Source organism: Desulfitobacterium dichloroeliminans LMG P-21439, from assembly GCF_000243135.2.
GTDB classification, from domain to species: Bacteria; Bacillota; Desulfitobacteriia; order Desulfitobacteriales; family Desulfitobacteriaceae; genus Desulfitobacterium; species Desulfitobacterium dichloroeliminans.
Map to the genome: position 1 here is coordinate 392,514 of NC_019903.1, position 22,510 is coordinate 415,023.

The window sequence follows — 22,510 nt, forward strand, 5'->3', positions numbered from 1 at the left end:
CCCGAAACTTAGAATATATGAATGCAGTAAGAGGCTTCGGGAACCGCTGGACGTTAGGGGAAATGTTCACCAGAAAGAATTAAAGGTAAAGGATGACTGAATTATGCTGTCAAAGAAACCCACTCCCTTTGATAGAAAAAGAGATGAAAACCCTTAATAAAAATGCTAATTCATATAGATTCATTTATTGATGAAATAATATCTGATGAAACGACAATTACGTCCTTGCTTAAGTTGAGAAAAATTCCCTATTTTACAGATAGTAGTTATGCCTACTAAGAATCAGCGAATGATTGACTATTTGCAAAAAATGTCTATTGAATTGCTGTAAACAGGTACCTTTTAAGATTTAAGGGGGATAAATATGGTTTTAATAGTGCTCTCGCTAATAATGGGGTTCATAGGTTTGAACATTGGAGGAATCATTGGTGGGGCAGAAATCTATGCGTATTTGTTTGGTTTAGTAGGAGTTTTAAGCCCCGGTCTTTATACGTTAGAACGAGTATATAAAGGATCAAAAATAAATAAAGCTGATGAGCGATTATTTACGAAAGAAGATGAATCAGGATTGATTAAGTTGAGAGACATAGAGGTATTGAGTAATTCTCAACTTGAAGAAGTAATCGAGATACGCAAGAAGAAAGCTGATAAAAATGAAAACCACGAGCTGTATCAGAAATATAAGAAAATGCTAGATGGATTAAAGCAAGATGGATTTTTAGATGAAGGAGAATATTTCACTAGTCTGGACAAACTTGAGGAACATTATAGAGTTTATTAATCTTAAGGGGCCGCAGATGGAGACCTCTAAATTTGAAGGCGCTCGGCATCGCATAATAGGGATGATCGACTGGGTGTAAGCCAAATTTCGCACCAGTGCCAAGTTTTATTTGCCATTGAGGATTTCCGCTAGGATGCTCTGAATGACTGCTGCATCTGCCCTAATGGCTGTACGCTGCGTTACATATATCCGCGTATTGGGCTGATGATGTTGGGTCTGCAGAAAAATCTCTCGGTTAACTTTGCTAATTGTTCTTAATAGCCATTATTTACCGCGTTTGTCAACAGACCCCTGGTGACGAATTTGGGGGAGCAAGATTAGCCCTTCGAATGGCATATATTTTTTCATTGTAAAAGCCATGCTTCTGCTTCTTCTCTACTGGCAACCATTCGGAAATGAGGTCCTTTGTTCATTTCGAGAGCTAACTCACGAAATCTTCCTTTTTGGATGATTTCATCAGGGATAACGGCAACTGCTTTGATGCGGTAATTCATCAGTTTCTGGAGAATATCACCGGCAACTTTTGTTTTTAGCTCGAAGAAGTCTTCGGACAAAGCGGCGTAGTGGATCATAACCAGATCGGTATCATTTTCACCGCATAGAGACACCAGCTCTAAGGCATCGCTTTCTGAACGCATGGGAGTGGTGCTAGAGATTATTTCTAAATATTTTTTATCATTACTGCTAATAATTTGATAGTCCATTCTTCTTTCACCTCTATACTTCATTCTCAAATAGTTTTTGTCTGACTTGGTTGATCCAGTCTAATTCTGCTTGATATGAGGATATTAAATTCTGATATAGCATATCCCATAAAAAGGTTTCCCGGTCATTTCTGTTGGGTGAGTTAAGGGACCGTCTGCTTTTTTCCTGTTCTAAGAGTAACTGTACTCTTACGGTATCTTCATATCTTGAGAGCTGTTCATTCAATTCCTGATTGTTCAAAACGTCCGACCAGGCTAGTTGGATCAGAAACGTCTTTTTAAATTCAGGAGCTTCTGGGGATGACAGTACCCATTTTTTTAATTCATCCAATCCTTCTTTTGTTATCCGGTATAATTTTTTAGAGGGTGCACTATCCTGATGGATAACTTCGGGGTTAACCAATCCCTCATTCTGCATCTGAAGCAAGGCTTTATAGATTTGATTATTATTGCCGGACCAATACATAAAGGAAGATTCCTGAAACACCTTCTTCAACTCATAGCCGGTAGATGGCTTCCAACTGAGGATGCCAAGTATTGCAAATGAAATTGACATAACGACACTCCTTTACATTCATAACATAGGTTAATAGTAACCTATGTTATGAATGTAGTCAATAGGATTAATTAGAATTCAGCTCCAATTTGCACAGGGTAATCAACGTAAAGGATTATCCCAAAAATATTAGTCGCTAAATTGCCAAGCAGGGTTGACAGCAAGGAAAAGATATACTATTCTTACTTATAGACCGACGGTCGGTCGATATATAATTGGAGTGAACGATATGAGAGTTATAAAAGAGTATGATGAAAGACGAAGTGAGATTCTGGATGCGGCGGAGAGGCTCTTTCATGCAAAAGGCTATGACAAGAGTACTGTTAATGACATCTTGAATGAAGTCGGCATTGCCAAAGGTACTTTCTATTACTACTTCAAGTCCAAGGAGGACGTGTTGGATGCGATAGTAGAACGAGTCACGGAGGTTCTGGTCAGCAGGGCTCAAGGTATCCTTGAGAAAAGTGAGTTCAGTCCGGAAGAAAAACTGATGCACACGTTCTTGGCCATGCGAGTCGAGGATCAGGTCAACGGTGAACTATTAGATGAATTGCACAAAGGGGAAAATGCCTTATTGCATCAGAAGTCCTTGCATGAGATGGTTACAGTCATCGCTCCCGTTCTGGTCGAGATTATTGAAGAGGGTATTGAAAAGAAGGTTTGGAGCTGCAGATATCCTTTAGAGTACATGCAGATTTTCCTAGTAAGCACATTAACTTTAACGGATGAAGGGATTTTTCCCACGGACGATGCCGATGCTCAGGGGAAGATGATGGTGGCCTTAATTGCCATGCTGGAGAGGATGTTGAATGTCCCTGAAGATTACTTTACTCAAATGTATCTCCAAAACTGGGGATGATTTAATTAGGGGGGAGCAAGTTGAAACAGTTTATGATCTTATGGATCGGTCAACTAATCTCCAGCATTGGCAGTGGGATGACGGCGTTTGCGGTGGCGATTTATGTGTACCAGTTGACAGGGAGTGCTACTTGGGTGTCGGTGGCAGCACTCTTGGCCTATCTGCCGACGATTCTGCTGAGTCCGCTGGGCGGTATTCTTGCTGATCGTTATGATAGAAGGTTGATGATGATTCTTGGTGATTCATTCTCTGCCTTAGGCCTGCTTTCAATTCTGATTAGCATCCAGACGGGCCATGGGGGAGTTCGGCCAGTATTTATTGGTGTAACCATCAGCTCCATTTTCTTAGCTTTGCTTGAACCGGCTTATAAGGCTACGGTTACAGATCTTCTTTCCGAAGAGGACTACGCAAAAGCAAGCGGCTTGGTGCAGATGGCGGGAGCTTCTAAGTATTTGCTATCACCTTTTATAGCAGGGGTTATCCTCTCGGTTTCAGACATCAGCGCCATTTTATTGATTGATATGGCGACGATTCTGATTACCGTCGTGGCTGTAGGGTTCGTTCGGAAGAGGATTCAAGTAATGAAGCCCTCTACGAATAACTTTAATTTCTTCCGGGAGTTCGCAGAAGGGATGAAGAGCATTACTCGCGACGCAGGGGTAAGCAGTTTAGTGGTGTTGATGTTTTTCATGTGTTTCTTTGTCGCGTTTATTCAGACGCTCATGGTGCCCATGATTCTGGCTTTTACAGATGCGAAGACCCTGGGGATTATGGAGTCAGTGAGTGCAGTCGGCATGCTCATCGGGAGTGTGCTCATTGGTGTTTTAAATATACGGGGCAATTATGCTAGAATTCTGATGATTTCACTGATGGTTGCGGGTATCTTTATGGCCATGACTGGGACAACAACGAATAGCTGGTTACTGGTGGTGTACTGCATGCTGTTCTTTACAGCATTGCCTTTTGTGAATACTTCTGCCGATGTGCTGATCCGTAAGAGGATACCTAATGATGTACAGGGCAGGGCTTGGGGAATGATCAGTGTACTTACTCAGACGGGTTATGTGGTGGCCTATGCGGTCTGTGGGGTACTGGCGGATTATGTGTTTGGCCCGCTCTTGATGGATGAGGGACTGCTTGCCGGGAGTATCGGACAGCTCATTGGTACAGGAGAAGGACGGGGCATTGGCCTTATGCTCATAATTACAGGAATAGTCATGTTTGCTTTTGCCTTTATATTTGGCTCGCGTAAGAGCATCCAAGGGATGGAGAGGAGTACCTATGAACTGGCTCATCATTAAAAACGATTTTTTAAGAAACAAAATTATCAATCTTACCTTGCTTTTGTTCATGATGTTTTCGGCCTGTCTGGCGGTGTTATCTGTGGTGATGGCGGTACAAACCTTTACAGCGATTTCGGAGCTCTATGCAACGGCCCAACCGCCTCATTTTTTGCAGATGCACAAGGGAGAGATCCAGCAGGAAGAAATTACGGAATTTATGTCAGGATACGAAGGCCTCACGGATGGGCAGGTTGTCACCATGGTGAATGTATACGGTGAAAGCCTGACGATCGTGGGTCGCGAGGGTACTTACGATCTGGCCGACTGCCGTCTCGATATTGGTCTGGTCAAGCAAAATGAGGCCAAGGATTTGCTTCTGAATGCTGAGCATGAGAAGGTCAGCCTGGCTAAAGGTGAAGTGGGGATGCCGATTCTTTTAAAAGGAATGTACGGCATGGAAATCGGGGATCAGGTCATTTTATCCAGTAATAATATCACGCAAAAATTTGTCATTGCCGAGTTTGTTTTGGATGCGCAGATGAATTCAACCATGACCTCCTCCACAAGAATTTTGTTAAACGATGAAGATTTTGCTGGGCTGGAAGGTCAGATTGGCGAGAATGAATACCTGATCGAAGGGTATTTTAGCGATACGAAAGAGGCTGCCAATTTCCAGACTGCCTATGAGAATGCCGGTCTGCCGCAGAATGGGCAGGCTGTAACCTATACCATAATCTTTATGCTGAGTGCTTTGACGGATATCGTGACGGTTTTTGTCTTGCTACTGGTCAGCCTCCTCTTAATCTTAGTGGCCTTTATCTGCGTTAGATATACCATCATGGCGGCTTTGGAGGAAGATATCGGTGAGATTGGCACCATGAAAGCCATCGGGTTATCCTTCAGCAATATTCGGGACCTTTATCTACATAAGTACCGTGCCTTAGCTGTGGTCGGGGTAAGTGCCGGAACGATTCTAGCCTTCGTTCTGAGCGGAATATTTACTAAGCATATCAGTACAACCTTTGGGAATGTAAGGCTTTCGCTTTTCACAATCCTCTTAGCCCTTGTTGTGGGCGGGCTTGTTTTCCTGCTTATCAACGTTTATTGTGCCAGGGTGTTGAAGAAAATCAAAAAGGTAACTGTTGTTGATGCACTGGTGAGGGGAAAAGGATTTGAAAACGAGCAAGGCGGTAGCAAGGACGGACTGCATCGGGCCAAGAGACTGCCAATTAACTGGCAGCTGAGCCTTCGCGAGGTATTCTACCATTTTAAACAGTGGGTCATTGTCTTTGCCGTCGTGATGATAGCATTTATGATGATGATGGTTCCTGTAAATCTCTTGAATACCTTTGAGGCTCCTGAGTTTATAACCTATATGGGTAGCTCCTTAGAGGATATCTTGATCGAAGTAGAAAATGGTGAAAAGCTGGAAAGCAATTATGCTCGTGTCAAACAGGTTTTGGTCAATGATGCTACGGTGAAGAATTATTATGAATATGGTCGAGTGCGTGTCCAGACTACAGATGCTGATGGGGAGCTTATGAATCTGCATATCGACAGAGGTGACAACTCAGGAAATGAACTGAAGTATCTACAGGGACGGGCCCCTGAGGGGGAAAAGGAGATTGCAATCTCCTATCTCAATGCCAGTAAAATCGGAAAAGATGCCGGGGAGACCATGGTGCTGTCCTTTATCGACAAACAGCAGGAATTCGTGATCTCCGGAGTTTATCAGGATGTGACCAGCGGCGGTTTTACAGCCAAGTCCCATTTTGACTTCTTGGGAGTTCCGGCTGAGAAATATACATTTTCCGTTCATCTTCAGGACCCTGAGCAAGTCGAGGCCAAGGCTCAGGAATGGTCGGGAATCTTAGGAACTGGGGTAACAGTGGATCCCATGGAGGAATTTATCGACCAGACCTTGGGTGGTGTCTCAAGACAGTTGAGGACGATTGTTTTGGCCACGGTCCTGATGGGCGCTTGTTTGGCTATGCTCATTATCGTGTTGTTTTTGAAACTACGCTTGGCCAAGGATGGATCGGCAATCGCAATTTTAAAAGCCCTTGGATTTTCTGAACGGGATATCCGTGTGCAATACCTGATAAAGATTGGAGCCGTTTCTCTAATCGGTATTCTGGCAGGGATTCTCTTCACGGATATCCTAGGAGAGAAGATTGTGAACGCTGCCTTGAGCCTAGCTGGATTGGGGATTAAGCAAGTAGAACTGATGAACAACCCAATCATCGAATATATCTTGTGTCCATGGGGATTGTTGGCACTCATCCTGCTGGTGACCTGGATAGTTCTGGGTTCTATCCGCAAATACACCATCGTGAAGTACATTAATGAGTAAAAGTGCGAACTGGGGTCAGGCCCCATTTCACACTTACCTCTTAAAAGCATATTCAAAGCATATATGAGCATATCTGAGTAATCCATGTAAATCAAAGGGAAAGAAGTGGTGTTATTGTGAAAGTGCTAATGAACAATGAACCCCTATCCATCTTAGAGGTTAAGAATTTATCAAAACATTTTGGGGAGACCCAAGTGCTGAACGATATCAATCTAAATGTTGAGAGAGGAGAATTCTTGGCCATCATGGGGCAGTCGGGTTCGGGAAAATCTACTTTACTATATTGTATCAGTGGTATGGATCGGCCTTCTTCCGGTCAGGTGGTTTTTAGTGGTCAAGATATTGCCCGGCTGGATGATAAAAGAATCAGTGAAGTAAGACTCAACCGGATGGGATTTATCTTTCAGCACTCCTATCTACTCAAAAATTTATCAATTCGGGATAATATTATCCTGCCGGGATTTAAGTCGGGTAAGCTTCCTCGGGAACAGGTCAATCAAAAGGCCGAGAAGCTTATGAGCAAGACGGGGATTGCCGGGGTGGGGAGTCATGATATTAAAAAGGTCTCTGGAGGGCAGTTGCAAAGGGCCGCTATCTGTCGGGCCTTGATCAATCAACCCGACATTCTGTTTGGGGATGAACCGACCGGCTCCCTGAACAGCAGTACCACCAAGGAAGTCATGGATAGTATCAATGGGGTCAATGGGGAAGGGACAACCGTAATCATCGTGACCCACGATGCCAAGGTGGCTGCCCGGGCGAGTAGAGTAATCTTCCTGATGGATGGAAGTATAAATGATGAACTAAACCTTGGCCAATACGAGATTGATGACGGGAAGCAAGTATTGCGTGAGAAAAGGCTTGCTGAGTGGTTAGAAGGGCAGGGATTTTAGGCGGAGGATTTAAAGGAAATAAGCAACTATTTGAAGAAGTATGTCATAGAATTCATAGGGCACACGAGCTGTTCAACAGAACGAGACGGGAAGGAGCTATATGGCATTATCTATGTCTAAAAGTGGTTTCTCCAAGTATCGCTGGGGAATACTGATTCTGCTTATTTTATTACAGCTGGCCAGCACATTTAATTGGCTGGGACCTTCACCGCTATTGACCACAATTAAGACGGAATTAACGATTGACTATTCTTCAGCCGGTTCCCTCATGTCGATAATATCCTTGATGCTGGCGTTTTTTATGTTCGCCGGCAGTTTTATCATTGACAGGTTCGGTGCGACTAAGGCCATGATTTTATCGGCGGTTTTGGCCGGGTTGGGAGGGGTCGGAGGATTATTTGTCCGGGACTATCTGTTTTTGATGATTACGCGTATCGCCATCGGAGCAGGCTTGGGCATAGGAACTCCTGCGGCATCTGTATTAATCTATCAATGGTTCCCCCCGAAGGAACATCAGTTTGTCAACTCGCTTTATACGGCTATGGGCTATTTAAGTATGGCCATTGCCTTCATGATCACGATACCTTTATTCGTCTTTTTTGGTAGCTGGCGCGTTGTGTTATCATTTTATGGGGCATGCGCCTTGGTTCTTGCCGTTGTCTGGATGGTGTTATTGCATTGTAAGAGTGAGTTATCAGTAATAAGAAAACAGACTAAAGTAAAGAAACAGTCTTCAGTAAATAAACAGATGGGACTCAGCCTAGCCCTGAAGAAAAAGGAGGTTTGGCTTTTATTTGCTGCACACTGCGGGGCAGTATGGACATTTCAAGGATTCATGACCTTTTTGCCTTCGTTTTTTCAACAAGTCAAAGGTCTTGATATAGCGACGGCCAGCTCCATAACCGGATTCATGCCATTAATCGGAGCCTTCGGAAGTATTGCCTGCGGAATTGTGTCAAGTGCTATTGGTTTACGCAAGCCGTTTACTTGGCCGATGCATCTCCTCATGGTGCTTGGGGGAATAGGCTGCATTGTTTTACCCTTCGGTCCACTTCTTTATCTTAGTGTGGGCGTTTTTGGTTTTGGAATGGCTTCATGGTTTTCTGTGATGATTACAATACCGATGGAATTAGAAGGAGCAACTGCGGAGTTTGTCGGTGGAGCCATGGCTGTTATTATCGGAATTAGTAATCTTGTCGTTTTTGCTTTTCCAGTTGCATATAGTGCAATTCCGGCAAGTTTAGGTGAATGTACTTCCATGCTGATTTTTACATTCATTCCGTTGCTATCAGCTCTAGGAGCCCTGTTCCTTCCGGAAACAGGGTGGAGGAAACTTGATCAGAAACAGGGTCAATGATCACAATCTGGGATGACTCTAATAAAGATGTAGTGTTTTACCTTCGGGTAGCCTCATCCATATGCGGATTCTAGAAGGAGGATTAGTTGGATGAAAAGGCAGAAAATCAGAAGCATTTTATTGCTTATCTCGTTTCTCCTCTTCCCGATTACAATTTACTACTTTTCACCGGCTCTGATCATTCAAGGTGCCAGCCAAGGGGTGGTTGTCGGCAGCTTTATCGTGTTTGGATTAATGTTTATTAGTTCACTGTTTTTGGGGAGAGGCTTTTGCGGTTGGGTATGTCCGGCCGGAGGCCTCCAAGAAGGTTGCACACTGGCGGTAGATAAAAAGTGTGCTGGGGGAAAGCTAAACTGGATCAAGTATTTTATTTGGGTGCCGTGGATCCTAGCCATTATCGTTTTGGCAATACTGGCAGGCGGATTAAGTTCTATCGACTTCTTCTATCAGATCCAAGATGGGATTTCAGTCTCAGACAAGTATGGCTATATCGTCTACTACTTTTTTGTGGGGCTTATTGTAGTATTGGCGCTGACTGCCGGTAGACGAGCTTTTTGCCACTATGTCTGCTGGATGGCTCCTTTTATGGTCATAGGCTCAAAGATTAAATCAGTTCTACCCATCCCATCCCTGAAGCTCCGTCCGATTCAAGACAAATGCACAAGCTGCAAGTTGTGTGAGAGAAAATGTCCCATGAGCCTTCCGGTTTCAACCATGGTAGAACAGGGTTCTATGGAGAACTCGGAATGTATATTATGTGGTCAGTGCGTTGATGTATGTGCAAAAGGTGCCGTGAAGTTTTCATTTGGACTCTCCCAAAAATAGGTTTGTACCCAATAGATAGATCTGTGCCGACGTAATGATCCCCATATTATCGGGGTTGTGGCTGACGACCGGATTGTATAAGGGAGATGATAAGTGATGCAATCAAAAGAACTAGGCCGCTATATTCGATCAATTGAATTAGATAGAGATAAGGTTCCTTCGTTCTCTCAGTATCCCTTTAATTTGCCGGTTCTAAGAGATTTAGATACGTTATCGCTCCATCCAAAAGTGACATTCCTTGTGGGTGAAAATGGTTCTGGGAAGTCGACAGTTTTGGAAGCCATAGCTGTTGCCTGTGGTTTCAACGCTGAGGGGGGAACGAAAAACTTTAATTTTTCTTCTCGAGCTACTCATTCTGACTTAGCTAACTATGTGAAGGTAGTTAAAGGTGTACGCAAGCCTCGGACCGGGTTTTTCTTCCGAGCAGAAAGTTTCTATAATTTAGCTTCCAATATTGACGATTTGGATACGGAGATAGCTTTTGGACCGCGCATCATCGATTCCTATGGCGGTCTTTCTTTACATAAACAATCACACGGAGAATCCTTCTTTGCTGTATTTCTTAATAGGTTCAGTGGTGAAGGGATATATATTCTGGATGAACCCGAATCTGCGCTGTCCCCATCTCGGCAAATGTCGATGCTCACGAGGATGCATGAATTAGTAAAGGAGGGGTCTCAATTTATAATTGCTACCCACTCCCCAATAATCATGGCCTATCCAGACGCAGTACTCTATGAAATTACAGATAAGATTGACCAAGTGAGCTATGAAGAAACAGAGCATTATCAGATAATGCGCACCTTTTTAAATAAACCTCAGAAAATGCTTAAGCTGTTATTGGATGAAACATACTAGAAACTAACAATATGAATTAATGGGTGTAATCGATTATTTTTATGGTGTCGCCTACTTTTCTGACAATTGCTTGCTTCATTTGGTCAGCATGAGGGCAGGGAAAACCAATAGGACTTCCTTTAGTAATACAGGATGCGATGGCAATAGTGTCAGCACCTCGTTTAACCATTTCTGCGGCTCGCGTAACTGCTTTTTTTCCAGGACAGCCACCACAGGTATTTACCCCAACGACCTCGATATCCTCTTCTACTTCGGCAAAGGTAAACTTTTTTTCTTTCATAACCTTTAGACAGGTCGTAGCAGGGCACATATCCTCGGTTTGCAGACAGCGAATTAATCCAACTTTCATAAACTACTTCCTCCTCTATATTTCTATGAGGAAATTATACCCCCTACACGTACCTCCCGCAAACGCTATTTGAAATTTTTATACGGCAAAGATGAAGACCCACAAGAATAAGAAATAATGGTACCAGGAGGTTTCATATGACAAACATGAAAAGGGAGTTATCACCAGAACAACAAGAAGAACTAATCGGTATCCTAAAAGTCCGTTTTGCGAAGAACATGAATCTCCATCCAAGTCTTGAGTGGGCAAAAGTCCAAACGAAACTGGAAGGAAATGCTGGTAACCTGTGGTCACTCAATGAAATGGAAAAAACCGGCGGTGAGCCGGATGTGGTCGGTTACGATGAAAAGACGAGTGAATACATTTTTTGTGATTGTTCTGCAGAAAGTCCTAAAGGGCGCAGAAGTGTTTGTTATGATCGTGAAGCCTTGGAGTCAAGAAAAGAACATAAACCACAGACTAGTGCTGTTGATATGGCTGCAGACATGGGCATTGAGCTTTTAACAGAAGAAAAATACAGGGAGCTGCAGGAACTTGGTAAGTTTGACACGAAAACATCAAGTTGGCTAAGCACACCTGCTCATATTAGGAAGCTTGGTGGAGCTATCTTCGGTGATCGTCGCTACGACACGGTCTTTGTGTACCACAACGGAGCGGAATCCTACTATGGTGTTAGGGGCTTCCGTGGCTTGCTCAGAGTCTAGGGGAACAGCTAATAATTGGAGGAGATTTTATGAAGAAATATATTATGTTAAAACCTGAAGAAGAAGCGGTAGCGGCTGCGGCATCAACCCTTGAATTTATGGTTTATTTTGGTGAGAACTCTACAAATTATCGTTTCCCAGAGATCGAAGTCAATGACGATAATCAGGCAAAACTGCAGAAGCTAGTGAATGACTATCATGCTCTGATCAAGAAAGAAAATGATAAGGATCTGGATCTAAAGACGTTCTTGGCTGAGAAACAAATCAAGATCGAGAATGTAGATGAGTTTGAAGAGCCGCGGGATATGTTTATTCTGCTAACCTACTTTAAAGAGGTCTGTACACTTGATGATTTCGCGCCTTTAGCAGTAGTTGAGAAACTATAATACTTCGCGGATGGCTCGTATAAACTCAGGAGTTGTTCCGCAGCACCCACCGAACCATTTTACCCCGAGGTCGGCCATGGCTTTGATGAACTGGGCAAATTCCTGAGGTTCAATATCATAGACGGTTTGGCCGTCAATTATCTTCGGCAGGCCGGCGTTGGGCTGAACCAAAATCGGTAGTTGGGTGGAGGAGACTAGGGTTTCAATGAAAGGGAGCATTTCACTGGGACCTACAGAGCAATTGATGCCAATCGCATCAGCGCCATACGACTCTAAGGTAGTGGCAACAGTCTTGACGTCGTGTCCCATCATGGTTTTTCCTTGCTTTTGGAAGGTGAAAGTACAGATAACCGGTAGGGAAGAATGATCTTTAACCGCTTGGATCGCCGCTTTTGCTTCTTCTAAATCGAAGAAGGTTTCGATTAAGACAAGATCGACTTCGCCGGTTGAGGCGGCAGCCTTGACTTGACGTGCAAATACATCATAAGCCTCTTCGAAGGTTACATCGCCGATTGGTTCTAGGAGCTCGCCGGTTGGCCCTATATCAAGAGCAACCAAATGGTTTCCAGCCGCCTTGCGGGCAATGGCTACAGCCGACTGGATGACTTCCTCTACGGAATATCCGGTCGGTTTTAATTTGCTTTCCAGCGCACCAAAGGTGTTGGTGGTAATGACCTGGCTACCTGCTTGGATGTACTCACTATGAATCCTTTCAATAACTTCCGGCCTCGTGATATTAAATACCTCAGGGGGTTGGCCAGGGTTAAGGCCGTATTTTTGCAGCATGGTGCCCATAGCCCCATCAAAAATCATAAAAGTCTCACTGTCTAGTTTCATTGTGTGTACCTCCCAGCATAGTATTGATTGACCGTTGTAGATTTTTTAATTCTACTATAACAGGACAATTATTGCACGACTTGTTTTAGTAAAGGGAGGTTGGAGGAATAATCCTCTACATATAGAACTAAAAGTAGATGAGAAAAAAGATGTAACTAGGGGGTCAATATGAAAAAGAATCTTGTGCCAATGTTAATTATCCTCCTCATTGTTTTACAGGCCATGTCGCTTTCTCGCCTAGGAGATTTGCAGAATGATTTGAGGAATACCCAGAATCAGCTTGCCTCTATAGAAATGAACCAGTCAAGAGAGATGAGCACTATCTACACAAATATTGATTCCATGCTTAAACGCCAATCAAGCATTCTCGATAGCTATGACTATTCATTGGGGAAGCTTGATCGCGACAAGCTAACCGTTCCTATAACCTTCAAAATTACACCAAAGGAAACCAAGGCAGATACCCACGTCACCCTCTATATGTCAGATGAGAGTGTGGACATGAGCAAAAACGGAACAACCTTTACCGGCACGCTAGGAGCAGATTTATTTGAGCCTATAGAAGCTAAGGTCGTATTGGTAGACAGTGGTATTGAGAGAACAGAAAAGATGGAGATTGCTGAAAACCTACGGGGGAATGTATTGCCTGATGTTTATGCTCGATTTGAGCGGAGAGGTGAGACGAAGATATACAGTAAGCAACCCAATCAATTATCGGGTGAATATAATTTCGAAGGAAATTTGAGCCTCGACGTAAAGCCAGTACGAAACAATACTATCGAGAAAGCACGCCTTATCATCGATGTTGACGGAAAAGTTGTTTCTGAAGAACCATTAAATACAGGAGGCCAATGGACTGAGATTGATAAGCAATGGATTCTTTCCGCTGGGGAAACCTTGACCATGTCCGTTATAGCAACAGATACTCTAGGCCTCAACCACAAGAAAATCCTTGATAAATTTGCCTTAGATGAAAATGCGGAGCCTGCGCATGAAGATGAATGGATGTGGATGGATGAGGTTATCATTACCGATCAAGCGGGCAAGGTCCTTTATGCCCCTCAGTACGGTAAGGTGAACTAAGGGTAGAACTTAAAGAGCTACTTATTAAAAAACTAGTCTTATTAAAAACTAGTAAAGTTTTGTGAAAGAACGCCCTAGAAACACACTTTAAGTTAACCTTAAGTAAGCACTCAGCTTATTTTCAGCTGCGGCGGTTATCTTATGAGTAGAGCCTCATGAGTTAAGTGGCTCAAAAATGGAACGGGAGGTTTTTATTCATGAAGAAAAAAATTGTCGTCGGAGTGCTTAGTGCAGCCATGTTGCTGGGGGGTGCCGCTGTGGCCTGGGGTGCTGAAGCAGTAGATTCCACGAAGCTCGCAGAGATCAAGGCCCTGACTCAAGAGATGTTCAGTATTCATCAGCAAATCGTGGACAAAGAAGTTGAAGCTGGGCTACTTACCCAAGAACAAGGGGATAAAATGAAGGAGTTCATGGAAGAACGTCAGCAACGATCAGAGGAAGCACTGGACAACGGTCAAGTCGAAGGATTTGGCATGGGAATGGGACCGAGATTGGGAATGATGGACCGTGAAAACATAAAATTCAACGAGGGTGAACCTCTAACTGAGGAACAGATTGCCACATGGGTGGAAAACGCTCAAACCCGGCTTAATGCTCAAGAAGAAGCCATGAGAAGTGAGGGTAAGCTGACCGAAGAACAGATTAAGACCTGGGTAGATGCTGCAGCAGCTCAATTAGAGGTACAAGAGGAAGCCTTACGGCAAGGGACTTTTTTACCGGGCGGTATGGGAATGCACGGTGGAAAGATAATGATAAAAGGTGAAAAGATGATTGATGGAGAAAAGATGCTAAACGCTGAAAAGGGATTACGGTTCTCTATAGGACTATAATTCAGCCCATTACATAGAGGAAATATTTCCTTGTAGCCCCATAAGATAAAGATTTTGGGCCGTAAGATACCGTTGAGATATAAGAAAGGAGAGCCTTCAGCAGCTCTCCTTTCTTGCATATCAAGTTGGATACTTAGCGCTTTTTTGTTCCTTGGCGGTGTCACCTAAGCGTTCATGGGGGCCATTGATCTCGGATTTAAGCTCTTGAAAACGTTGGTCCATTTCGGGAAATTTATTGGCTAATTCTTGTCTTCTTGCTTTGCCCTTACTCAAGAATAATCCCTCCTTTAATTCAATTGGGTCAACTCTAGGTTTTCCAAAGGGAGAAGCATTGATGATGCCAAATCAATCCAATAATTTAGCTTTCTCCTGGAATCAGCAATTTTGAATGATTAGGATAGTCTTTAGAGAATTCAGGGAGGTATGATCAACAAGGGGACAACTCTCTATGGTATAATTTGTTGGAGACGGTTTAAAGAATGGCTGAGAAAGGGAGAGGCTCATGGAAATTACGTATTCTTTGTCCGAAGAGGATTATTTGAAGTTTAACCTATTTCATATTAAAAACTCCGAGCCGGCTAAACAGGCCTTGAAAAAGCAACGCTTTTTAGGACCGGTCATTTTTATGGCTTTCGCGGCCTTTTTATCCCTAACTGGGAACCGACCCACTGAAGAAGTCTTTATTGTGTTTGCTCTACTTAGCGTTTTATGGTTTATTTATTATCCTAAATACTTTTACCGTTATGTTACGCGCAATAGCAAAACACTTCTAAGAGCGGGTCGCAACGATGACCTATTCTGTGAACATCACATGGATTTGGCTGACGAGGGAATCGTTGATACAACAGCTCGGGGTGAGACAAAATTGAACTGGGCAGGTATTCAAGCTATTAGAGAGGATGAAGATAACCTCTATCTTTATAATAGCTCTATTAGTGCCTATATCCTACCGAAAAGGGATTTGGATAATCCGGATGAATTGAAACGGATTCTTGAGGAAAATACCCAAAAAGCTTTATCTTAAAAATAATCATGTGGAAGATATTTGATCACGATGGGAAAGAAGGGAATATGATGTCAGCGGACAGCTCACCACAGCCCCTCGATATCGTCCTCTTCGATGCTAATAGTTATTTTGCCAGCTGCCATCAGGCAGTGGACCCCGAGCTACTAGGGAAGCCTTTGCTGGTAGCGGGAGATCCAAAAAATCGGACGGGTATCATCCTGACGGCCAGCTACGAAGCTCGGTTGTATGGGGTGAAAACAGCGATGCCTCTGTTTCAAGCTAAGAAGCTTTGTCCAGAGGCTATCGTTCTTTCACCGGATTTTCGATTATATCTTGAGCTTAGCGAAAAGATGTGGCAGATCGTCGGCCGCTATACAGATGATGATCATATCGAGGTCGTCTCTGTAGATGAGTGTTTTGCAGATTTCCGAGGCTCTCATTTGCTTTTCGGAAGTACGGAGGAAATAGCTCGCAGGATACAGAAGGAGATTTTCGAGGAATTAGGCCTCGGAGTATCGGTGGGAGTAAGCTATTGCAAGGTATTTGCCAAGCTAGCTAGCGATTACCGGCGCGATGCGAAAACTCGAATTAAGATCCCTCGTAGCTTTACAGTTCTTGCTTCCCCTGATCTGCAAACAAAGGTTTGGCCCATGCGGGTGGGGGAAATGTCCGGAATCGGTGCGCAGACAGAAAAGCAATTGGAGGCCATGGGAATTAGGACCCTAGGCGATTTGGCGCAAGCCTCTGGGGACGCTCTACAGAAGCGCTTTGGCATCTATGGGAAGAAGATTCACGCCTGGGCCAATGGACGAGATGAGCGGACTGTAACTCCGGTAGACCAGGTCAAGGATCATTCCATTGGGCGTTCGTTAACCTTACCGCAAGATATAACTGATTCTGAGCAGGTAGCTGAGGTCTTGCTTTCCCTAGCAGACAGTGTGGGAAGGAAGGTCCGCCAGGAGAAGGCTAGGACTCAAACCATAACCTTATCAATCAAGGATCCGGAGTTTAAAACCCGTACCTACTCTACTACTTTGTTTGAACCAACGGAGCTCACCGATGTGATTTATCAAGAGAGCCTCAAGCTCTTCGAAAAATGGCCCAAGGGTAAACCGATTCGTTTGTTAGGCATAACTGCCAGCCGTTTGCAAAAAGGTATGGAACAGCTATGTCTCTTCCAAGAAGATGTCCAAGAGGCGACTGAGTTAGACCGCACCGTGGATGAAATCCGTAATAAGTATGGGGCGGAGATCCTCATGCGTGGGACCCAGCTCCTCTCCTTAAGCCGCAGGCTAAGTCAGAGGGAGACTAAAAATAAATAAATGGGACTAACCTTCTTTGTTAACATTAGGAACACTTTCAGACTTCTCATTAACATCACCTATGTTGGCAAGTACTATGCCACCAATAATCAATACTAGACCTACTACAGCCATAGGTGAAATACTCTCATGATAGGCAAATACTGATAAAAGGGCTGCTATTCCCACAGCGGCACCATACCAAGTTGCATAGGCAACGCTCATTTTTATTGTAAATAATGACTTTGCTATGAAAAGATTACATACAATATAAGATAGCACACATAATACGGTAGGAATTAGGACTGAAAATCCGGAAGAGCTTTTTAAAAAGGCTGTACCTGCTACTTCTCCTAGAAGACCAAATGCCAAATATAAATATCCCATTTTTCATCACCTATCAAAAAATATTCATAAGAACCATACCAACGATAATTAAGCCCATGCCATATAGGCTGGGTCTTGAAGGTTTTTCATGAAACAAAATATTTCCCAAAACCGCTGCCAGTATAATACCTAGTCCCGACCATGTTGCATAAGCTATACTTAATTTAACCGTTAATACGGACAGAGATAAAAGCCATAGACTCAAAAAGAAACCTATCAGGTTTCCTATTGTGGGTAATGGCTTTTTAAATCCGTTTGAATACTTAAGACATATAGTGGCAAATGTGCCTACCAATATAGATCCTATTAAATATATATATCCCAACAATCTTCACCTGCCAAATCATAATAAAGAGCTTTTAAGGATAGTGAAAGAACTCCTATACACACACGTGTGTATTTTAACATGGCGAGGGCGCTTTGAATATAGTTTCTAAAAAGTTAAATTCGATACGAATTGTAGGCCAGGCTTTTATCTTGCACAATGAAGGATTTCCCCAAGCTTTCGCGAATCACATTAGCATAAATATAAATCTTTGCGAGGAATATAATAGTGGAGGGATAGATAATGGATTTTCTGGAACTTGTTCAAAAGAGACGGAGCTTGCGATCTTATAAACCCGATCCTGTCGAGCAGAAGAAGCTGGACTACGTTCTAGAGTGTGCTCGTTTGGCGCCCTCTTGGAAAAACCTCCAATGCTGGCGCTTTATCGTTGTAGAGGGTGAAGCTCAGAAGCAAGCCTTGACCACAGCCTATGCAGAGACAAATCCTGGTCGTAAAGCATTACTCCAAGCGCCACTCATCATCGTACTCTGTGCGGTTCCTGCGGAGTCGGAAGTATACGAAGGCAAGGACTACATGATGCTGGATGCGGGATTGGCCATGGAGCATTTGATCTTAGCAGCAGCAGAACAAGGGTTAGGCACCTGCTGGCAAGGGCTGTTTTCAGAAGAAAAGGTACGGGAGATTTTAAGGGTTCCCCAAGATGTTCGTGTTCTGGCCATGACTCCCTTGGGCTACCCGGCTGAGGAAAGAAATCCTCGCCCAAGGAAAGACCTGTCACAAATCGTCTTTAAGGGAAGCTGGGGATCAAGTGATTCGTAGGTTCAGCTGAAATCTGCCTATGAGTATTAAATTATTAGGAGCAGGATAAAATGCCTTCTTTGAAGCTAGGAAACACTGTGATTCCTTATGAAGAAAGAAGAAGCCGACGAATCAAGCGGATTTCGATTCGAGTGACGCCGGAAAAGGTCAGAGTGTCAGCGCCTGCTCGTACATCTAAATCAGAGATCCAAGCCTTTATCGATAAGAATCGGGACTGGATTATTCAGAATTGGACCAAGCTTCAAGAGACAATGGTTAAACCCCAACGGGTATATGAGACAGGGGAGAAGATTCCCTTTGTGGGAAAAGAGCTAACCCTAGAGATCATGGATACCCCTCAGAAAATGATCCGTGCCTTATATAAGAAGGAAAATGAAGTTTTAGAAATCAAGATCCCCCAAGAACTCCAGGGGGAACAGCGGCAAGAGGCCCTTCGAGAAATCATTGAGAAGTGGTATAAGCAAAAAGCCCGAACTGTGTTTCTCCAGAAGTTAAATAACTGGAGCCAGCAAATGGGGGTAAGCTATAACCAGTTCCGCTTAAAAGAGCAAAAAACCCGCTGGGGAAGCTGTTCCAGCCTTGGTAATATTAATCTGAACTGGCGGGCCATCATGGCTCCAGAGCCGGTGTTGGATTATTTAGTGATTCATGAGCTTTCTCATCTTCGGCATATGGACCATTCCTCGGAGTTTTGGGAGAATGTAGCCTGTTATTGTCCAGAGCACGCTCTCCATCGCAGATGGTTGAAGGAAAAGGGGCATGGCTTAGTTATTTGATTTGTAAATAAAGGTATACTCTATAAAAACCAGTAGGTTTACCCCTGCTGGTTTTTCTGGTTATGTCTAGGGACTTTAATCCAAGGGCCGGAGGATAATACAAGTTCGATTGGCTAATAATGAGAGGGAAAGCGGCAAAAGAGGTGAAGTGTTTTGAAAAAGAAGGCCACCCCTGACGATAAAGCTCAACCCAAAAGTCAATCTAGCCAAAGAACTAAAGATCAAGAGACGATTGAAACTGGCTCACCTGAAGATAAAAGTCCTGATGATATGGAGATATTTGAGTGATGATACAACGTTTTCTTGTGGATAGTGCCACCGAAGAATTGTTAGATGAGGTGACAATTACATGGTAATATGTGAATATAGGAACGAGTACATTTTGTGTTAGGAGTTGTGGGAAAATGGATAAGAAAATTAAATACGACTTCGTACCCCATATCATTACTCGACAAAAGGAGCGGGAACAAGCCTACTTAGCTGAATTCGAGGCGGGTCACTACACCTTGAATAACCCGCTGGTCAAAGTTAACCCTTACGAGATTTGCCCTTTGACGGCCATGGTTATGTTTAAAACTCCGATAGCTACTGAAGTTACGATCCTTGTAAAAGGTAAGGAACAGCCTGGGGATATCTGTCATACGTTTCCGGCCAATACAACGCATGTTCTTCCGATTTACGGCTTGTATGCCGGCTATGATAACACTATTGAAATTATCCTGAAGAATGGTAAGAGAAATTCTATCACCATCACAACCGGGCCACTGCATCCGGAGGTTGTACCGGCAACCAAGATCAAAACCACACCTGAGTATTTTAGAGACAATCTCATGTTTATCACCTCAGCGACTTCCCGGACGATGGCGGTGGGGATCGACTATGCTGGCGACGTCCGCTGGCACACCACGGTTGCTTTATCCTTTGATATGAAACGGATGCCCAACGGTCATATTTTGGTCGGTACCGAACGTTTAGTAAAAATGCCGTACTTTACCTCAGGGCTCTATGAAATGGCCTTTAGTGGTAAGATTTTCAAAGAATATCGCGTTCCCAGTGGGTACCACCATGACCAATTCGTGATGGAGGACGGAAACATTTTGGTGCTCACCTTTGATGGTCATTCCCATACAGTAGAGGACATGTGTGCACTCATCGACCCTAATACAGGTAATATCTTAAAAACTTGGGACTATAAAACGGTTCTTCCCCAAGATGTGGCCGGTTCTGGTAGCCAGGACGCTCACGATTGGTTCCATAATAATGCGGTTTGGTATGACAAAAAGACCCATAGTCTTACCTTCTCCGGACGACACCAGGATGCGGTGATTAACATCGACTTCGAAAGTGGTAAACTGAACTGGGTTATCGGTGACCCTGAAGGCTGGCCACAGGAAATGGTGGAAAAGTACTTCTTCACCCCCGTTGGAGAAGGTTTTGAATGGCAGTACGAGCAACATGCCTGCGTCATTCTTCCCGATGGTGATGTTATGCTCCTCGATAATGGACATTTCCGCTCTAAGAATAAGGAGAAATACCTTCCTAATAAGGACAATTATACACGCGGAGTCCGCTACCGGATTGACACAGAGAAGATGACCATTGAACAAGTATGGCAATATGGTAAAGAGCGGGGTGCCGATTTCTTCTCCCCCTATATCTGCAACGTGGAATACTATGATGAAGGACATTACTTGGTTCATTCCGGTGGTATCGGTTATGAAAATGGTGAACCCTGTGAAGGAATGGCCGTTATTAAATCCATGTCACCAGAACTTAAGGACCATAAATTTGAGTTTAATTCCATAACCTGCGAATTAATCGATGATGAGTTAGTGTATGAGATGCAGATTGTCGGTAACTATTATCGGGCAGAGAAACTCCCCCTCTACTACGCCAATGAAACTGCTGAGCTAGGTGCAGGGCAAATTCTCGGCAGCTTGCTTGATACAGAAACTACGAAGATGAAGATTAAGGCCGCGGAAACCGGCGAGCTCATTCCGGAGGATTATCTCGCCAACATCGTTGAAGAAGAAGATCGTTTTTACTTTAATGCGATTTTTGAAACGGGTGAAATGGCTCAACTACTTCTAGTTAGCGAAACGGGTGAAACCTTACGCTATCCTATAAACACCGTACCCCAAGTGTTCCAAGCTATGTGTGTTGGGACCTTCCAAAAGGAAGACCCGCGTAACGTCGATACCTTCATCAATAAAACCGGCTTATCTGGGAAATACCAAGTTAAATTGGTTGCCCGTGATAAAGTATTTGAGACAGGTGTGACAATAACCGCCTAAGGATGCTAATCATTATAACTCCACCAAGATACTCATGACCTTTTTGGCCATGGGTATCTTTTTTTAATCGATTCATCCTGAACTAAGCATAGTAGATGTGTTAAAATGGAGGCGGAGTTTCAGGAATAAGTGCCGATGTAGTTTTGGAGGTTGAAAAGGTAGATAAATTATGAATCGGTGCTTGTTAAAGTAAGGGAGTAAACATGCTAAATCGAAAATGGTTTTCTCGACTTTGTATTCTTGTGGGGATCGTCGGGATACTCGATACAATCATTGTGGTTGGACTTAACGGGGGAATCAACCTAGGAACTGTCCTGCCTGCTGGGGTAGGAAGTCTTTTGTTGCTGTGGGGAATCTTTGGGGATGGGGTGAAAACTCATTTAAGGGATCGTTTTCCCTTTCTCCGTAGGTTAATCCGTTGGGGGATTGTTCTGCTTGTGAGTTCCTTTGTCCTGATTGAGGGATTGCTTCTCTGGAATACGAAGGATTCCGTGCCAGAGCAAGTGGAGTACTTAATCATCCTGGGAGCAGGTCTAAATGGGGATGAACTTTCTTGGACCCTTTGGGAGCGGGTGGATAAGGGTCTAAGGATTCTGGAGAAAAATCCCCAGATGAAGGTTGTGGTCTCCGGGGGTCAAGGACCGGGAGAAACGATTCCGGAGGCTGAGGCCATGGCTCGATATCTCAAGGAGCACGGGATCTCCTCGAAGCGGATTCTTTTGGAGGATCAATCGACCAGCACTGCGGAGAATTTCCGATATTCACGTACTCTGCTTGACCAAGTAGAGGATTTCAATCCTGCTGAGCCACTGCTGGTCATCACCAGCGATTTTCATATGTTTCGCTCGAAGGTTTTGGCCCAGCGTAATGGGCTAAATCCCGTGGGAGTTACTTGCTCTACCCCATGGTATATCCGGCCCAATTCTTATCTTCGGGAGTATTTTGCTGTGGTGAAGTCGATTCTTTTCGATTGGTGAGGCGAT

Annotated in this window: 26 protein-coding genes; 19 read left to right on the forward strand and 7 right to left on the reverse strand. The window is 43.8% G+C overall.

Annotation, left to right across the window (positions count from 1 at the left end; all coding sequences use genetic code 11):
* The first annotated feature begins 364 nt into the window (after positions 1–364).
* The gene (locus DESDI_RS01755; protein ID WP_015260917.1) at positions 365–781 is read left to right on the forward strand and encodes a hypothetical protein; all 417 of its coding nucleotides are present in this window, start codon (positions 365–367) and stop codon (positions 779–781) included.
* A gap of 344 nt (positions 782–1,125) precedes the next feature.
* Here DESDI_RS01755 and DESDI_RS18170 read toward each other — a convergent pair whose 3' ends face one another.
* Entirely contained in the window at positions 1,126–1,485 is a 360-nt protein-coding gene (locus DESDI_RS18170) for a DUF4180 domain-containing protein (RefSeq protein WP_015260918.1), read from the reverse strand.
* Between the two features lie 13 nt (positions 1,486–1,498).
* The gene (locus DESDI_RS18175; protein ID WP_015260919.1) at positions 1,499–2,041 is read right to left on the reverse strand and encodes a PadR family transcriptional regulator; all 543 of its coding nucleotides are present in this window, start codon (positions 2,039–2,041) and stop codon (positions 1,499–1,501) included.
* A gap of 229 nt (positions 2,042–2,270) precedes the next feature.
* Here DESDI_RS18175 and DESDI_RS01770 point away from each other — a divergent pair, with 229 nt between their 5' ends.
* The 7 genes from DESDI_RS01770 (at position 2,271) to DESDI_RS01800 (ending at position 10,469) form a co-directional block, all read left to right on the forward strand.
* Positions 2,271–2,900 carry a TetR/AcrR family transcriptional regulator gene (locus tag DESDI_RS01770; protein ID WP_015260920.1) on the forward strand — a complete coding sequence of 210 codons (630 nt, stop codon included), beginning with the start codon at positions 2,271–2,273 and terminating at the stop codon, positions 2,898–2,900.
* Positions 2,901–2,920: 20 nt separating this feature from the next.
* Positions 2,921–4,201 (forward strand): MFS transporter, encoded by a 1,281-nt coding sequence (locus tag DESDI_RS01775; protein ID WP_015260921.1) that lies wholly within the window; start codon positions 2,921–2,923, stop codon positions 4,199–4,201.
* Positions 4,182–6,536: an ABC transporter permease gene (locus tag DESDI_RS01780; protein WP_015260922.1), complete on the forward strand. Its 2,355-nt coding sequence runs from the start codon at positions 4,182–4,184 to the stop codon at positions 6,534–6,536. The genes DESDI_RS01775 and DESDI_RS01780 overlap by 20 nt, the downstream gene beginning before the upstream one ends.
* A gap of 128 nt (positions 6,537–6,664) precedes the next feature.
* Positions 6,665–7,429, forward strand: coding sequence for an ABC transporter ATP-binding protein (locus DESDI_RS01785; RefSeq protein WP_041219641.1), 765 nt, complete (start codon positions 6,665–6,667; stop codon positions 7,427–7,429).
* A 112-nt stretch (positions 7,430–7,541) separates the two neighbouring features.
* A complete protein-coding gene (locus DESDI_RS01790) occupies positions 7,542–8,786 on the forward strand; it encodes an MFS transporter (protein WP_172635873.1) in 1,245 nt (414 codons plus the stop codon).
* Positions 8,787–8,876: 90 nt separating this feature from the next.
* Positions 8,877–9,611: a 4Fe-4S binding protein gene (locus DESDI_RS01795; RefSeq protein ID WP_015260925.1), complete on the forward strand. Its 735-nt coding sequence runs from the start codon at positions 8,877–8,879 to the stop codon at positions 9,609–9,611.
* A gap of 96 nt (positions 9,612–9,707) precedes the next feature.
* Positions 9,708–10,469, forward strand: coding sequence for an AAA family ATPase (locus tag DESDI_RS01800; RefSeq protein ID WP_015260926.1), 762 nt, complete (start codon positions 9,708–9,710; stop codon positions 10,467–10,469).
* A gap of 16 nt (positions 10,470–10,485) precedes the next feature.
* On the opposite strand, the gene DESDI_RS01805 is transcribed toward DESDI_RS01800, so the two are convergent.
* Positions 10,486–10,818 carry a CGGC domain-containing protein gene (locus tag DESDI_RS01805; RefSeq protein WP_015260927.1) on the reverse strand — a complete coding sequence of 111 codons (333 nt, stop codon included), beginning with the start codon at positions 10,816–10,818 and terminating at the stop codon, positions 10,486–10,488.
* Positions 10,819–10,955: 137 nt separating this feature from the next.
* Here DESDI_RS01805 and DESDI_RS01810 point away from each other — a divergent pair, with 137 nt between their 5' ends.
* The gene (locus DESDI_RS01810) at positions 10,956–11,522 is read left to right on the forward strand and encodes a DUF4256 domain-containing protein (RefSeq protein ID WP_015260928.1); all 567 of its coding nucleotides are present in this window, start codon (positions 10,956–10,958) and stop codon (positions 11,520–11,522) included.
* 29 nt (positions 11,523–11,551) lie between these two features.
* Positions 11,552–11,908, forward strand: coding sequence for a hypothetical protein (locus DESDI_RS01815; RefSeq protein ID WP_015260929.1), 357 nt, complete (start codon positions 11,552–11,554; stop codon positions 11,906–11,908).
* Here DESDI_RS01815 and DESDI_RS01820 read toward each other — a convergent pair.
* A complete protein-coding gene (locus tag DESDI_RS01820) occupies positions 11,903–12,745 on the reverse strand; it encodes a homocysteine S-methyltransferase family protein (protein WP_015260930.1) in 843 nt (280 codons plus the stop codon). The genes DESDI_RS01815 and DESDI_RS01820 overlap by 6 nt on opposite strands.
* 168 nt (positions 12,746–12,913) lie before the next feature.
* Here DESDI_RS01820 and DESDI_RS01825 point away from each other — a divergent pair, with 168 nt between their 5' ends.
* Together DESDI_RS01825 and DESDI_RS01830 are read left to right on the forward strand one after the other, a co-directional pair.
* On the forward strand, positions 12,914–13,828 hold the full coding sequence (locus DESDI_RS01825) for a hypothetical protein (protein ID WP_015260931.1): 915 nt from the start codon (positions 12,914–12,916) through the stop codon (positions 13,826–13,828).
* Positions 13,829–14,025: 197 nt separating this feature from the next.
* Positions 14,026–14,658, forward strand: coding sequence for a DUF2680 domain-containing protein (locus tag DESDI_RS01830; protein ID WP_015260932.1), 633 nt, complete (start codon positions 14,026–14,028; stop codon positions 14,656–14,658).
* Positions 14,659–14,778: 120 nt separating this feature from the next.
* Here the strand turns inward: DESDI_RS01830 and DESDI_RS18000 are convergent, their stop codons facing one another.
* Complete coding sequence (locus tag DESDI_RS18000; protein ID WP_015260933.1) at positions 14,779–14,931, reverse strand: hypothetical protein; 153 nt, start codon at positions 14,929–14,931, stop codon at positions 14,779–14,781.
* 229 nt (positions 14,932–15,160) lie between these two features.
* Here DESDI_RS18000 and DESDI_RS01835 point away from each other — a divergent pair, with 229 nt between their 5' ends.
* Together DESDI_RS01835 and DESDI_RS01840 are read left to right on the forward strand one after the other, a co-directional pair.
* The gene (locus DESDI_RS01835) at positions 15,161–15,682 is read left to right on the forward strand and encodes a YcxB family protein (RefSeq protein WP_015260934.1); all 522 of its coding nucleotides are present in this window, start codon (positions 15,161–15,163) and stop codon (positions 15,680–15,682) included.
* Between the two features lie 50 nt (positions 15,683–15,732).
* Positions 15,733–16,986: a DNA polymerase Y family protein gene (locus DESDI_RS01840; RefSeq protein WP_015260935.1), complete on the forward strand. Its 1,254-nt coding sequence runs from the start codon at positions 15,733–15,735 to the stop codon at positions 16,984–16,986.
* 6 nt (positions 16,987–16,992) lie between these two features.
* Here DESDI_RS01840 and DESDI_RS01845 read toward each other — a convergent pair whose 3' ends face one another.
* Both DESDI_RS01845 and DESDI_RS18515 read right to left on the reverse strand, forming a co-directional pair.
* Positions 16,993–17,352: a DMT family transporter gene (locus DESDI_RS01845; RefSeq protein ID WP_015260936.1), complete on the reverse strand. Its 360-nt coding sequence runs from the start codon at positions 17,350–17,352 to the stop codon at positions 16,993–16,995.
* A 13-nt stretch (positions 17,353–17,365) separates the two neighbouring features.
* Complete coding sequence (locus tag DESDI_RS18515; protein WP_083879829.1) at positions 17,366–17,680, reverse strand: DMT family transporter; 315 nt, start codon at positions 17,678–17,680, stop codon at positions 17,366–17,368.
* 240 nt (positions 17,681–17,920) lie between these two features.
* Between DESDI_RS18515 and DESDI_RS01855 the strand changes: the two genes are divergently transcribed.
* The 5 genes from DESDI_RS01855 to DESDI_RS01870 all read left to right on the forward strand — a co-directional run bounded on the left by DESDI_RS01855 (position 17,921) and on the right by DESDI_RS01870 (position 22,504).
* Positions 17,921–18,457, forward strand: a complete 537-nt coding sequence (locus DESDI_RS01855; RefSeq protein ID WP_015260938.1) for a nitroreductase family protein — start codon at positions 17,921–17,923, stop codon at positions 18,455–18,457.
* 50 nt (positions 18,458–18,507) lie between these two features.
* A complete protein-coding gene (locus tag DESDI_RS01860) occupies positions 18,508–19,233 on the forward strand; it encodes a M48 family metallopeptidase (RefSeq protein WP_015260939.1) in 726 nt (241 codons plus the stop codon).
* 153 nt (positions 19,234–19,386) lie between these two features.
* Positions 19,387–19,521, forward strand: a complete 135-nt coding sequence (locus tag DESDI_RS18365; RefSeq protein WP_282432550.1) for a hypothetical protein — start codon at positions 19,387–19,389, stop codon at positions 19,519–19,521.
* Between the two features lie 116 nt (positions 19,522–19,637).
* Positions 19,638–21,527 (forward strand): aryl-sulfate sulfotransferase, encoded by a 1,890-nt coding sequence (locus DESDI_RS01865; RefSeq protein ID WP_015260940.1) that lies wholly within the window; start codon positions 19,638–19,640, stop codon positions 21,525–21,527.
* 203 nt (positions 21,528–21,730) lie between these two features.
* Positions 21,731–22,504, forward strand: coding sequence for a YdcF family protein (locus tag DESDI_RS01870; protein WP_015260941.1), 774 nt, complete (start codon positions 21,731–21,733; stop codon positions 22,502–22,504).
* The last annotated feature ends 6 nt before the right edge of the window (positions 22,505–22,510 follow it).

Bases quoted from the DNA above. Each gene is read 5' to 3' on its own strand.
- DESDI_RS01785 (WP_041219641.1), top strand. From the start codon at position 6,665: ATGAACAATGAACCCCTATCCATCTTAGAGGTTAAGAATTTATCAAAA.
- DESDI_RS18170 (WP_015260918.1), bottom strand. From the start codon at position 1,485: ATGGACTATCAAATTATTAGCAGTAATGATAAAAAATATTTAGAAATA.
- DESDI_RS18175 (WP_015260919.1), bottom strand. From the start codon at position 2,041: ATGTCAATTTCATTTGCAATACTTGGCATCCTCAGTTGGAAGCCATCT.
- DESDI_RS01795 (WP_015260925.1), top strand. From the start codon at position 8,877: ATGAAAAGGCAGAAAATCAGAAGCATTTTATTGCTTATCTCGTTTCTC.
- DESDI_RS01865 (WP_015260940.1), top strand. From the start codon at position 19,638: ATGGATAAGAAAATTAAATACGACTTCGTACCCCATATCATTACTCGA.
- DESDI_RS01810 (WP_015260928.1), top strand. From the start codon at position 10,956: ATGACAAACATGAAAAGGGAGTTATCACCAGAACAACAAGAAGAACTA.
- DESDI_RS01820 (WP_015260930.1), bottom strand. From the start codon at position 12,745: ATGAAACTAGACAGTGAGACTTTTATGATTTTTGATGGGGCTATGGGC.
- DESDI_RS01855 (WP_015260938.1), top strand. From the start codon at position 17,921: ATGGATTTTCTGGAACTTGTTCAAAAGAGACGGAGCTTGCGATCTTAT.
- DESDI_RS01770 (WP_015260920.1), top strand. From the start codon at position 2,271: ATGAGAGTTATAAAAGAGTATGATGAAAGACGAAGTGAGATTCTGGAT.
- DESDI_RS01835 (WP_015260934.1), top strand. From the start codon at position 15,161: ATGGAAATTACGTATTCTTTGTCCGAAGAGGATTATTTGAAGTTTAAC.
- DESDI_RS01860 (WP_015260939.1), top strand. From the start codon at position 18,508: ATGCCTTCTTTGAAGCTAGGAAACACTGTGATTCCTTATGAAGAAAGA.
- DESDI_RS01790 (WP_172635873.1), top strand. From the start codon at position 7,542: ATGTCTAAAAGTGGTTTCTCCAAGTATCGCTGGGGAATACTGATTCTG.
- DESDI_RS01840 (WP_015260935.1), top strand. From the start codon at position 15,733: ATGTCAGCGGACAGCTCACCACAGCCCCTCGATATCGTCCTCTTCGAT.
- DESDI_RS01825 (WP_015260931.1), top strand. From the start codon at position 12,914: ATGAAAAAGAATCTTGTGCCAATGTTAATTATCCTCCTCATTGTTTTA.
- DESDI_RS01830 (WP_015260932.1), top strand. From the start codon at position 14,026: ATGAAGAAAAAAATTGTCGTCGGAGTGCTTAGTGCAGCCATGTTGCTG.
- DESDI_RS01780 (WP_015260922.1), top strand. From the start codon at position 4,182: ATGAACTGGCTCATCATTAAAAACGATTTTTTAAGAAACAAAATTATC.
- DESDI_RS01815 (WP_015260929.1), top strand. From the start codon at position 11,552: ATGAAGAAATATATTATGTTAAAACCTGAAGAAGAAGCGGTAGCGGCT.
- DESDI_RS01755 (WP_015260917.1), top strand. From the start codon at position 365: ATGGTTTTAATAGTGCTCTCGCTAATAATGGGGTTCATAGGTTTGAAC.
- DESDI_RS01870 (WP_015260941.1), top strand. From the start codon at position 21,731: ATGCTAAATCGAAAATGGTTTTCTCGACTTTGTATTCTTGTGGGGATC.
- DESDI_RS01845 (WP_015260936.1), bottom strand. From the start codon at position 17,352: ATGGGATATTTATATTTGGCATTTGGTCTTCTAGGAGAAGTAGCAGGT.
- DESDI_RS01800 (WP_015260926.1), top strand. From the start codon at position 9,708: ATGCAATCAAAAGAACTAGGCCGCTATATTCGATCAATTGAATTAGAT.
- DESDI_RS01805 (WP_015260927.1), bottom strand. From the start codon at position 10,818: ATGAAAGTTGGATTAATTCGCTGTCTGCAAACCGAGGATATGTGCCCT.